The 11,864-nt window shown below is 72.6% G+C and carries 7 protein-coding genes; 5 read left to right on the plus strand and 2 right to left on the minus strand.

The features are described from left to right. The first annotated feature begins 4 nt into the window (after positions 1–4). From B9S64_RS24055 to B9S64_RS24065, 3 genes are all read left to right on the plus strand, one after another. Entirely contained in the window at positions 5–217 is a 213-nt protein-coding gene (locus B9S64_RS24055; RefSeq protein ID WP_103489692.1) for a hypothetical protein, read from the plus strand. A 288-nt stretch (positions 218–505) separates the two neighbouring features. Next, positions 506–4,390 carry a chromosome segregation SMC family protein gene (locus B9S64_RS24060; protein ID WP_109492108.1) on the plus strand — a complete coding sequence of 1,295 codons (3,885 nt, stop codon included), beginning with the start codon at positions 506–508 and terminating at the stop codon, positions 4,388–4,390. Between the two features lie 254 nt (positions 4,391–4,644). Next, positions 4,645–6,063 (plus strand): sugar porter family MFS transporter, encoded by a 1,419-nt coding sequence (locus tag B9S64_RS24065; protein ID WP_103488476.1) that lies wholly within the window; start codon positions 4,645–4,647, stop codon positions 6,061–6,063. A 116-nt stretch (positions 6,064–6,179) separates the two neighbouring features. Here B9S64_RS24065 and B9S64_RS24070 read toward each other — a convergent pair whose 3' ends face one another. Continuing rightward, positions 6,180–7,565: a cytosine permease gene (locus tag B9S64_RS24070; protein ID WP_103488477.1), complete on the minus strand. Its 1,386-nt coding sequence runs from the start codon at positions 7,563–7,565 to the stop codon at positions 6,180–6,182. A 124-nt stretch (positions 7,566–7,689) separates the two neighbouring features. Here B9S64_RS24070 and ftsY point away from each other — a divergent pair, with 124 nt between their 5' ends. Beyond that, positions 7,690–8,892, plus strand: a complete 1,203-nt coding sequence (ftsY, locus tag B9S64_RS24075; protein WP_103488478.1) for a signal recognition particle-docking protein FtsY — start codon at positions 7,690–7,692, stop codon at positions 8,890–8,892. Positions 8,893–8,959: 67 nt separating this feature from the next. Here the strand turns inward: ftsY and B9S64_RS24080 are convergent, their stop codons facing one another. Then, positions 8,960–9,607, minus strand: a complete 648-nt coding sequence (locus tag B9S64_RS24080) for a bifunctional DNA primase/polymerase (RefSeq protein ID WP_103488479.1) — start codon at positions 9,605–9,607, stop codon at positions 8,960–8,962. A gap of 427 nt (positions 9,608–10,034) precedes the next feature. On the opposite strand from B9S64_RS24080, the gene B9S64_RS24085 reads away from it, so the two are divergent. Beyond that, positions 10,035–11,510 (plus strand): hypothetical protein, encoded by a 1,476-nt coding sequence (locus B9S64_RS24085; protein ID WP_103488480.1) that lies wholly within the window; start codon positions 10,035–10,037, stop codon positions 11,508–11,510. The last annotated feature ends 354 nt before the right edge of the window (positions 11,511–11,864 follow it).

Genomic DNA, 11,864 nt, shown 5'->3' on the forward strand with positions numbered 1-11,864 from the left:
CATCATGGCAAAGGCGCTTCTCGGTTACGTCGGCGGTTCCGACCCGCGACTCCTCTCCGAGATGCGACGGCTCCAGCAGCGCGTCCAGGACCTGGAATCCGAGCTCGTACGGATCCAGAGTGAGAACGACGCGCTCAACGCCGCCGCTCAGCACCAGGAGTCGCTGCTCGACAGCATCGACATCGACGTACCCCAGGCGGAGCCCGCACTGACCTGATCCGTCCCCGGTCCCGGTAAGGGCCCCTCGGTCAGGCGTGCCCGCCACGCACCCTCACACGGAACACGTCTCCGTCACGGATCGTCGTCCCGGACACCGCGTCGCCCCGTGACGCGGCGGCTGCCCGCGATTCGTCACGCGGGCTTGCGTAAAGAGTGACAAGGGACGCCTCGGCGTCCCTTTTTCTTTGTCCCCCGGCCCGCCCCGGTGTACCGCTCTTCGCTTACCGTCTGATGTGCCCTGCACCTTCATCGGTGAAACCGGGAGTGAAAGGTAGAGTCCGGCGGCGTGCACCTCAAGGCCCTGACCCTGCGTGGTTTCAAATCGTTCGCCTCCGCCACGACCTTGCGGTTCGAACCGGGGATCACGTGTGTCGTGGGACCCAACGGATCCGGTAAATCCAATGTGGTGGACGCCCTTTCCTGGGTCATGGGCGAACAGGGCGCCAAATCCCTGCGCGGCGGCAAGATGGAAGACGTGATCTTCGCCGGTACCACGGGAAGACCACCGCTCGGCCGCGCGGAAGTGTCGCTGACCATCGACAATTCCGACGGTGCGCTGCCCATCGAGTACGCCGAAGTGACGATCACGCGGATCATGTTCCGCAACGGCGGCAGCGAATACCAGATCAACGGCGACACCTGCCGGCTCCTGGACATCCAGGAACTCCTCTCCGACTCCGGTATCGGCCGGGAGATGCACGTCATCGTCGGACAGGGCCGGCTCGACTCCGTCCTGCACGCCGACCCGACCGGCCGCCGCGCCTTCATCGAGGAGGCGGCGGGTGTGCTCAAGCACCGCAAGCGCAAGGAGAAGGCGCAGCGGAAGCTGGAGGCGATGGGGGCCAACCTCGCCAGGGTCCAGGACCTGACCGACGAGCTGCGGCGCCAGCTCAAGCCCCTGGGCCGGCAGGCGGCGGTGGCCCGGCGGGCCGCCGTCATCCAGGCCGATCTGCGCGACGCCCGGCTGCGGCTCCTCGCCGACGACCTGGTGCGGCTGCGCGAGGCCCTGCGCTCCGAGATCGCCGACGAGGCGGCCCTCAAGCGGCGCCGGGAGGAGGCGGAGGCCGACCTCAAGGCGGCGCTCGGCCGGGAGGCGGACCTGGAGGACGAGGTGCGGCGGCTGGCTCCGCGCCTCCAGGGGGCTCAGCGGACCTGGTACGAACTCTCCCAGCTCGCCGAACGCGTACGCGGCACGATCTCGCTCGCGGACGCGCGGGTGAAGAGCGCCACCGCGCCCCCCGAGGAAGAGCGGCGCGGCCGCGACCCGGAGGACATGGAGCGCGAGGCCGCCCGGATCCGCGAGCAGGAGGCGGAGCTGGCGGCGGCCCTGGAGGCGGCCGAGCACGCGCTCGACGACACCTCCGCGCACCGGGCGGAGCTGGAACGCGAGCTGGCCGCCGAGGAACGCCGGCTCCGGGACGCCGCCCGCGCCATCGCCGACCGGCGCGAGGGCCTGGCCCGGCTGACCGGGCAGGTCAACGCGGCCCGTGGCCGGGCGGGTTCGGCACAGGCCGAGATCGACCGGCTGGCCGCCTCACGGGACGAGGCCCGGCAGCGGGCGGCCGCCGCCCAGGAGGAGTACGAAAGGCTCAAGACGGAGGTCGAGGGGCTGGACGCCGAGGACCTGGAACTGGCGGAGCGCCACGAGGCCGCCGAACGGCATCTGGCCGAGGCCGAGTCGGCCCTCGGCGACGCACGGGAGGAGGCCACCACCGCCGAACGCCGCCGCGCCGCCCTCGCGGCCCGCCACGAGGCGCTCTCCCTCGGGCTGCGCCGCAAGGACGGCACGGGGGCCCTGCTCGGTGCGCGGGACCGGCTGTCGGGCCTGCTCGGCCCGGCGGCGGAGCTGCTCACGGTCTCCCCGGGGTACGAGGTCGCGGTAGCGGCGGCGCTGGGGGCGGCGGCCGACGCGGTCGCGGTGCGGGACACGGCCACGGCGGCGGAGGCGATCCGGCTGCTGCGCGAGCGGGACGCGGGGCGGGCGGCGCTGCTGCTGGGCCCTGCGGCAGGTGGACAGGTGCCCGCCCAGGAAGCGTCCAAAGCGGCGGGCCGGGAGCCCGGAGAGCCGGTGGCCGCCCCTTCCGCGGGCACGAACCCCCCGAGCGCCGGCGGACCCGCCACCCGCCCCGCCTTCCCGGCGCAGGCACCGGAGCCCGCCCAGGGTCCCGGCCGTACGGATCCGGAGCCGGAGGAGCCCTCGGAGTACCCCGCCTCCGGGACCGTGTCCACCGGTTCCGGAACGCCGGACGCGGAGGCCACGGCCCCGGTGCCCGGTACGCGGGCGGAGTCCTCCGCCCGGCGGACCCCGGGGGCGTCGGCGGTCCCGGGCCAGGTCTCCGGCCAGGCGGGCGGGGACCTCGCCACCCGCCGGACGCCCGCCGTGGCCACCCTGGTGCGGGGGCCGGCCGGACTGATGGCCGCCGTGGAGCGGCTGGTACGCGACATGGTCGTCGTCGGCACCCTCGAAGACGCGGAGGAGCTGGTCGCCGCCCATCCCGCGCTGACCGCCGTGACCACCGAAGGTGATGTCCTCGGGGCCCACTTCGCGCACGGCGGCTCGGCCGGCGCGCCCAGCCTGCTGGAGGTGCGGGCCGCCGTCGACGAGGCCGCCGCCGAACTGGCCGAGCTGGCCGTGCGGTGCGAGGAACTCGCCGCCGGGCAGCGGCACGCGGCCGAACGGCGTGCCGAGGGCGCGGCCCGTGCCGAGGAGCTGGGGGAGCGGCGCCGGGCCGCCGAGCGGGAGAAGTCCGGGGTCGCCCAGCGGCTCGGGCGGCTCGCCGGACAGGCCCGGGGCGCGGCCGAGGAGGCCGAGCGGACCGCGGCGGCCGCCGCCCGTGCCCAGGAGGCCCTGGAACGGGCCACCGAGGAGGCCGAGGAGCTCACCGAACGGCTGCTGGTCGCCCAGGAGACCCCGGTCGAGGAGGAACCCGACACCTCCGTACGCGACCGGCTCGCGGCCGACGGGGCGAACGCGCGCCAGACGGAGATGGAGGCCCGCCTCCAGGTCCGTACCCATGAGGAGCGGGTCAGGTCGCTCACCGGACGCGCCGACGCCCTCGACCGGGCGGCCGGGGCCGAACGTGAGGCCCGCGCCCGTGCCGAGCGGCGCCGGGCCCGGCTGCGGTACGAGGCCGGGGTGGCCGCCGCCGTGGCGTCCGGGGCCCGGCAACTGCTCGCCCACGTCGAGGTGTCCGTCGTACGGGCCGACCGGGAGCGGGCGTCGGCCGAGGCGGCGAAGGCCGAAGGCGAGCGGGAGCTGACGGCCGAGCGCAACCGGGGCCGGGACGTGAAGAGCGAACTGGACCGGCTCACCGACTCGGTGCACCGGGGCGAGGTGCTCGGCGCGGAGAAGCGGCTGCGCGTGGAGCAGCTGGAGACGAAGGCACTGGAGGAGTTCGGGGTGGAACCGGCGGACCTGGCCGCCGAGTACGGGCCCGACCAGCTGGTGCCGCCGTCCCCCGCGGCCGGTGACGAGGAGCTTCCGGAGGACCCGGAGCACCCCCGGAACCGTCCGGTGCCGTTCGTCCGGGCCGAGCAGGAGAAGCGGCTGAAGGCGGCCGAACGGGCGTACCAGCAACTCGGGAAGGTGAATCCGCTCGCCCTGGAGGAGTTCTCCGCGCTGGAGGAACGGCACAAGTTCCTCTCCGAACAGCTCGACGACCTGAAGAAGACGCGAGCCGACCTGACGCAGGTGATCAAGGAGGTCGACGAGCGGGTGGAACAGGTGTTCACGGAGGCGTTCCGGGACACCGCGCGTGAGTTCGAAGGCGTCTTCTCCCGGCTCTTCCCCGGCGGCGAGGGCCGTCTCGTCCTCACCGACCCCGGCAACATGCTGACCACCGGCCTGGACGTGGAGGCGAGGCCGCCGGGCAAGAAGGTCAAGCGGCTCTCCCTGCTGTCGGGCGGCGAGAGATCCCTTACGGCCGTTGCCCTCCTGGTCTCCATCTTCAAGGCGCGGCCCAGCCCGTTCTACGTGATGGACGAGGTCGAGGCGGCGCTCGACGACACCAATCTGCAGCGGCTGATCCGGATCATGGAGGAGCTCCAGGAGAGCTCCCAGCTGATCGTGATCACGCACCAGAAGCGGACGATGGAGGTCGCCGACGCGCTCTACGGCGTCTCGATGCAGGGCGACGGGGTGTCCAAGGTGATCAGCCAGCGTCTGCGCTGACGCCCGGCTTCGGCCGTTCGAGGGCCCTTACCCACCCTTCACACAATCTTCAACGTCCCCACGCGCATTCCGGGCACTCCTGGGTACTCGACCGTCCTGAACCGGGCCGCCCCCCCCGGTCCCGGCTACGAGACACGAACACATCAACCCCGCACGGTCGTTCCGGCGTTCAAGTGGTGGTCGCGTGAGACGTGTGCGCCACTGGGAGGGTTCACCCCCCACGCCTGACGGTGCGGCAGGCAACAGGAGCTCATGTGACCAGCGCAGCGCACGGACCGGAGTCCGGGGCCCGGGCGGCCCATCCGGACCATCTCGGGCATGTCATCTTCATCACGGCGGCCGCGGCGATGGGCGGCTTCCTCTTCGGCTACGACAGCTCCGTCATCAACGGCGCCGTCGAGGCGATCAGGGACCGCTACCACATCGGGTCCGGCACGCTGGCCCAGGTCATCGCCATCGCCCTGATCGGCTGTGCGATCGGGGCGGCCACCGCGGGACGTATCGCCGACCGGATCGGCCGTATCCGGTGCATGCGGATCGCCTCGGCGCTCTTCACCATCAGCGCCGTCGGGTCCGCCCTGCCGTTCGCGCTCTGGGACCTGGCGATGTGGCGCATCATCGGCGGCTTCGCGATCGGCATGGCGTCGGTCATCGGCCCCGCCTACATCGCCGAGGTCTCGCCGCCCGCCTACCGGGGCCGGCTCGGCTCCTTCCAGCAGGCCGCCATCGTCGTCGGCATCGCCGTCTCGCAGCTGGTCAACTTCGGCATCCTGCAGATCGCGGACGGCGACCAGCGGGGGAGGATCGCCGGCCTGGAGGCCTGGCAGTGGATGCTCGGTGTGATGGTCGTCCCCGCGCTCCTGTACGGGATGCTGTCCTTCGCGATCCCCGAGTCGCCGCGCTTCCTGCTCTCGGTCGGCAAGCGTGACCGGGCGCGCAAGATCCTCGAAGAGGTCGAGGGCAAGGGCGTCGACCTCGACGCCCGGGTGAACGAGATCGAGACGGCCATGCGCCGTGAGCACAAGTCGAAGTTCAGCGACCTGCTGGGCAGTCGCTTCGGCTTCCTGCCCATCGTCTGGATCGGTATCGGCCTGTCGGTCTTCCAGCAGCTCGTGGGCATCAACGTGGCGTTCTACTACTCGGCGACCCTGTGGCAGTCCGTGGGCATCGACCCGACGGACTCGTTCTTCTACTCGTTCACCACGTCGATCGTCAACATCATCGGTACGGCGATCGCGATGATCATGGTGGACCGGATCGGCCGCCGGCCCCTGGCGCTGATCGGCTCGACCGGTATGTGCATCGCGCTGGCGTTCGAGGCGTGGGCCTTCTCCGCCAAGCTGGTCGACGGCAAGCTGCCGACCACCGAGGGCACGGTGGCTCTGATCGCCGCCCATGTGTTCGTCCTCTTCTTCGCCCTCTCGTGGGGTGTCGTCGTCTGGGTCTTCCTCGGCGAGATGTTCCCGAACCGCCTCCGCGCCGCCGCGCTCGGCGTCGCCGCGTCCGCCCAGTGGATCGCCAACTGGGCGATCACCGCCAGCTTCCCGAGCCTGGCCGACTGGAACCTGTCGGCCACGTACATCATCTACGCCTGCTTCGCCGTGCTCTCGATCCCCTTCGTGCTCCTGTTCGTGAAGGAGACCAAGGGCAAGGCGCTGGAGGAGATGGGCTGATCCCGTCGCCCCTCCACCCCGCCCCGGTCCGTGCCGTACCGACCGGGGCGGCGCCCGTCGTCCGAGGCGCCGTCATCACCGTCCGACGTGACGCGTCGCCGTCGCCCAGGTCCCTGTCACGGGCTTACGCGGCGCTCCCCGCCGACGGGCCCCGACAGCACGGCGTACAGCCCGGCCGCGACGAGCGCCGACGAGGCCCAGCCCAGGCCGTTGCGCCCGATCCAGGTGGCGGCGAGCGGGCCGGTCAGCCATTGCGCCCGGACGAAGAGCAGCCCGACCACGAGGGCCACGGCCCAGGAGACCACCGCGGGCAGCCGGAACCCGGCCGTGTACCAGTAGGCGCTCGACGCGGTGGTGTCCATGAGCGCCTCGGCGTCGTACACCCGCCCCCGCAGCAGGTCCACGCCGAACACCCCGATCCAGGCGCTGAACGTCACGCCGAGCAGGGCCAGAAAGGTCAGGAAGGCGTCGAGGAAGCCCGTCGCCACCACCATCAGCCAGCCGCCGAGCAGCACACTGATCAAGGCGTTCACACCCACGGCCCAGCCGCGGGAGACCGGGAACCCGAGCGTCTGGGCGGTGAAGCCGGCGGAGTACATCGACATCGCGTTGATCATCACCATGCCGACCACGGCGATCAGCAGGTACGGCACCGAGATCCAGGCCGGAAGCAGCTCGCCGATGAAGGCCACCGGGTCCTCGGTGACGGCCAGCCCCGGGGCGCCCACCGCCATCACCGCGCCCATCGCCACCATCGGCCCCACCGTGACCACGGCGCCGCCCACGGTCGCCCCGACCATCGCCTTGGCCGACGCCGTACGCGGCAGGTAGCGGGCGAAGTCCGGGGCGGAGGGCACCCAGCTGATGCCCCCGGCGGCCAGCGTCCCGGCCCCCGCGACCATCAGCGCCGCCGGACCCGCGGGCCGGTCGAGGACCGCCCGCCACGGGGTCGTCACGGCCAGATGGACCAGGACGACCGCGCTGGCACCGCCGAAGAGGTACGCCGACGCCCCGCAGCACACCCGCAGCGCGCGGATGCCGATCCCCGAGACGAGGAAACCGGCGGCGACGAAGGCGGCCAGCGCCGCCAGGGCGAGCGTGCTCGTGCGCCGGACGCCCAGCATCAGGTCGAGCACCGCCAGCAGCGCGAAGGCGCCGGTCACCGCGTTGACGGTCTCCCAGCCCCAGCGGGCCACCCACAGCAGGGCCCCGGGCAACAGGTTGCCACGCTGCCCGAAGACCGCGCGCGACAGCGCCATGCCCGGCGCGCCCCCGCGCTTCCCGGCGATCGAGACCAGACCCACCAGGGAGAACGCGAGCAGCGGGGCCGTGACCGCGACGGCCAGCACCTGCCAGAGGTTGAGGCCGTTGAAGACGGTGAGCCCGGCGCCCACCGTCAGCAGCAGCACCGTCATGTTGGCCGTCACCCACGTGGGGAAGAGGGTGCGGACCCGGCCGGTGCGCTCCTCGTCGGGGACGGGGTCCAGGCCGCGGTTCTCCACGCGCAGCAGCGTACCGTTACACCCCCCTTTTGCCCCCAAAAGGCGTATAACGCCCGTGCGGCCCGTCCGGGGGACGCCCCGGAACCACTCCGCGACCACGGCTGTGGCCGATACTGGACGCGTTATGGAAATCGTCATCCTTGCTGTAGTCATCGCCCTGGTCGCGGTCGGCCTGATCAGCGGGCTCGTGGTCAGCAGCCGCAAGAAGAAGCAGCTGCCGCCCTCGGCGCCGTCGAGCACGCCGACCATCACTCCTCCCGCCGAGCCCCGTGTCGGCGAGGAAGCCGAGAAGCCGCGCGACGAAGCGCGGCGCACCGGCGAGGAGACCGGTCCCCCCGCCGGGACCCCCGTCGAGGAGGAGCCGGTCGTCCTCGAACCGGAGGCCCCCGCGCTGGAGGTCCCCGAACCCACCGCCGGCCGGCTGGTGCGCCTGCGCGCCCGGCTCGCCCGCTCGCAGAACTCCCTGGGCAAGGGGCTGCTCGCGCTCCTGTCCCGCGACAACCTCGACGAGGACACCTGGGAGGAGATCGAGGACACGCTCCTGACGGCGGACGTCGGTGTGGCCCCCACCCAGGAGCTCGTGGAGCGGCTGCGCGAACGGGTCCGCGTCCTCGGCACCCGCACGCCCGAGGAGCTGCGCGCGCTGCTGCGTGAGGAGCTCGTCAGCCTGCTCGGCCCCGACTTCGACCGCGAGGTGAAGACCGAGGGCGGTGCCGAGACGCCCGGCGTCGTGATGGTCGTCGGGGTCAACGGCACCGGCAAGACCACCACGACGGGCAAGCTCGCCCGGGTGCTGGTCGCCGACGGCCGCAGCGTCGTGCTCGGCGCCGCCGACACCTTCCGGGCCGCCGCCGCCGACCAGCTCCAGACCTGGGGCGAGCGCGTCGGCGCGCGCACCGTCCGCGGGCCCGAGGGCGGCGACCCCGCCTCCATCGCCTTCGACGCGGTGAAGGAGGGCATCGCCGAGGGGGCCGACGTGGTGCTCATCGACACCGCGGGCCGGCTCCACACCAAGACAGGGCTCATGGACGAGCTCGGCAAGGTCAAGCGGGTCGTCGAGAAGCACGGGCCGCTCGACGAGATCCTCCTCGTCCTCGATGCCACGACCGGGCAGAACGGCCTGGTGCAGGCCCGTGTCTTCGCGGAGGTCGTGGACATCACCGGCATCGTCCTGACCAAGCTCGACGGCACCGCCAAGGGCGGCATCGTCATCGCCGTCCAGCGCGAGCTGGGCGTCCCGGTCAAGCTCATCGGCCTCGGTGAGGGACCGGACGACCTCGCCCCGTTCGAACCGGGTGCCTTCGTCGACGCGCTGATCGGCGATTGACCGTACGCACACCGAGGAGCGCCGGAAGGGCGGTGGACCCCAGCGGGGGCTCACCGCCCTTCGGCCGTCACCAGCGGTGGCATATGTACGCCAGGGTGCCCAGCAGCAGCCGCGCCTGCGGGGGAGCGGCCGCGGTGTCCGGCGCGGGGGCCCGCAGCCAGCGGACCGGGCCGAGGCCGCCGAGGTCCGAGGGCGGGGCGGTGAGATAGGAGCCGCGGCCCATGGCGCGCAGGTCCAGGTCCGCGTCGTCCCAGCCCATCCGGTAGAGCAGCGTGGGCAGTTGGGCCGCGGCTCCCGGAGCGACGAAGAACTGTGTCCGGCCGTCCGGGGTCAGTGTGACCGGGCCGACCGGCAGGCCCATCCGCTCCATCCTGACCAGCGCGCGCCGTCCGGCCGCCTCTGCCACGTCCAGTACGTCGAACGTGCGGCCCACCGGGAGCAGGAGCGACGCGCCCGTCACCCCGGCCCAGGTGTCGGCGGCCGTCGCGAGGGTGGCACCGGCGGGGACCTCCAGGGAGAAGTCCAGCGGATGCGCGCCGGGGGCGGCGCAGGCGGCGTCCCCGCAGGAGCAGCCCCCCGCCGCCGCCCGCGCGCCGGGGGCGACCGCCCAGCCCCAGAGTCCCGTGTACTCGGCCACCGCGGACACTCCCGCCGCACGGCCGCGGCGCCGCGCCCCGGAGCGCATCTCGCGGATGCCGCCGATCGTGAAGCCCATGCCCCCTCCAACGGGTCCGACCCACCGTGGTTACGACGCCGGAGCGCGAAACGCCTCCGCCGCCGTGGGCGATCCCGCAGTGCGCGGGGGAGGCTCCAGGGGGGTGGTGCGCGCCTCCCGCGTGCGCCCCTGAATGCTTCACTCCGCTCTATGCTGATCGCGCTCTGTCAAGTGAATCGCGGACCAGGTCAGGCGCGTTCATCCGAAGGGGTGGCGAATGGTGGCGTTTCCGCACCCCCCTCGCCCCAGTGGTGACGGAGGCGTTACTGTCGGTACCCGAGCCTGCAATTGCATGTGCGTCCGTGGGTATGCCCCGGGCAACCCTGAAACCGGTGCGGCAGTGTGCGACCGCCGTACGGGCGGCACCGGAGCACGGCATTCTGATAGAGGTTCGCGCGAAAGATTCCAGCGGGATGGGGGCCTTCCAGTGAGTGGCAGCGGCGCAGGCGAGACGAATGCCGGAAAGCGCCCGAACGGGCAGCTCGGCTCGTGGTTCGTGCGCAGCGGCTGGTCGAAGGGCGAGCTCGCCCGCCAGGTGAACCGCCGGGCCCGCCAGATGGGGGCCCACCACATCAGCACCGACACCTCGCGGGTGCGGCGCTGGCTCGACGGCGAGCAGCCGCGCGAACCCATTCCGCGCATCCTCTCCGAGCTGTTCTCCGAACGCTTCGGCACCGTCGTCCCCGTGGAGGACCTCGGCCTGCGCTCCGCCCACCAGTCGCCCTCGGTGGCCGGGGTGGACCTGCCCTGGGCGGCCCCCCAGACGGTGGCGCTGCTCAGCGAGTTCTCCCGCAGCGACCTGATGCTGGCCCGGCGCGGCTTCCTCGGCAGCTCCCTGGCCCTGGCCGCCGGCCCCGCCCTCATCGAGCCCATGCAGCGCTGGCTGGTGCCCGTCACCCCGGCCGGCCGGCCCGAGCCGGAGCGGAAGGACGTGTCCTCGCGCCCTTCCAAGCTCTCCCCGCCCGAGCTGGACCTGCTGGAGTCCACCACCGCGATGTTCCGGCAGTGGGACGCCCAGTGCGGCGGCGGACTGCGCCGCAAGGCCGTCGTGGGCCAGCTCCACGAGGTCACCGACCTGTTACAGGAGCCCCACCCCGAGGCCACCGCCAAACGCCTCTTCCGCTGCGCGGCCGAACTGGCCGAACTGGCCGGCTGGATGAGCTACGACGTGGGCCTCCAGCCCACCGCCCAGAAGTACTTCGTGCTCGCCCTGCACGCAGCCAAGGAAGCCGGTGACAAGCCGCTCGGCTCCTACATCCTGTCCAGCATGAGCCGCCAGATGATCCACCTCGGACGGCCCGACGACGCCCTCGAACTCGTCCACCTCGCCCAGTACGGCAGCCGTGACTGCGCGACCGCCCGCACTCAGGCCATGCTGTACGCGATGGAGGCGCGCGCGTACGCGAACATGGGCCAGCCCAGCAAGTGCCGGCGCGCGGTCCGGATGGCCGAGGACACCTTCGCCGACGCGGCCTTCGAAGACGGCCCCGAGCCCGACTGGATCCGCTTCTTCTCCGACGCCGAGCTGCACGGCGAGAACGCCCACTCCTACCGCGACCTCGCCTACGTCGCGGGCCGCAGCCCCACGTACGCCTCGCTCGCGGAACCCGTCATGGCCCGCGCGGTGGAGCTGTTCAGCGAGGACGACGAGCACCAGCGGTCCTACGCCCTCAACCTCGTCGGCATGGCCACCGTGCACCTCCTGCGGCGCGAACCCGAGGAGTCCACCGTGCTGGCCACCCAGGCCCTGCGCGTCGCCAAGCGCGTCAGGTCCGAGCGCGTCAACACCCGGCTGCGCAAGACCGTCGACACCGCCGCCCGGGACTTCGGCGACATCCCCGAGGTCGCCCGGCTCACCGACCTGCTCACCGAACAGCTCCCGGAGACCGCCGAAGCGGTCTGACCGCTCCCGTACCGGAGCCCTGCCCCCGGCGTGCCGCCGGGCCCCTCGCCACCGGCCACGACAGCCGTCCCGTACATCCCGACCCGGCTCCCCCATCGCCAGGTCAGCGGACGGCTGCCGTGGCCGGTTCACGTCGTGCGCACGGCACGGGCCGCGCGAAACGCTCCGTATGCGGAGCCGCCGGCACGGCGGGCACCACAACGGATCAGCCACGCGTGGTTCATTCCCGCGTAACACCCCCCTCTCCTTCGTCACCGCCGCGAAACACCGTGCGGCATCCGTGGAAACGGCGCCGCGCGACGCTCGAAGCGCATACCGGCCCGCACCTTTTCACCGTGGTCCCGCACCCCCGCA

The organism is Streptomyces sp. SM18 (assembly GCF_002910775.2).
Taxonomy (GTDB): Bacteria; Actinomycetota; Actinomycetes; order Streptomycetales; family Streptomycetaceae; genus Streptomyces; species Streptomyces halstedii.

Excerpts from the sequence above, each read along its gene's own strand:
- B9S64_RS24055 (WP_103489692.1), top strand. The coding sequence starts at position 5 with ATGGCAAAGGCGCTTCTCGGTTACGTCGGCGGTTCCGACCCGCGACTC.
- ftsY (WP_103488478.1), top strand. The coding sequence starts at position 7,690 with ATGGAAATCGTCATCCTTGCTGTAGTCATCGCCCTGGTCGCGGTCGGC.
- B9S64_RS24080 (WP_103488479.1), bottom strand. The coding sequence starts at position 9,607 with ATGGGCTTCACGATCGGCGGCATCCGCGAGATGCGCTCCGGGGCGCGG.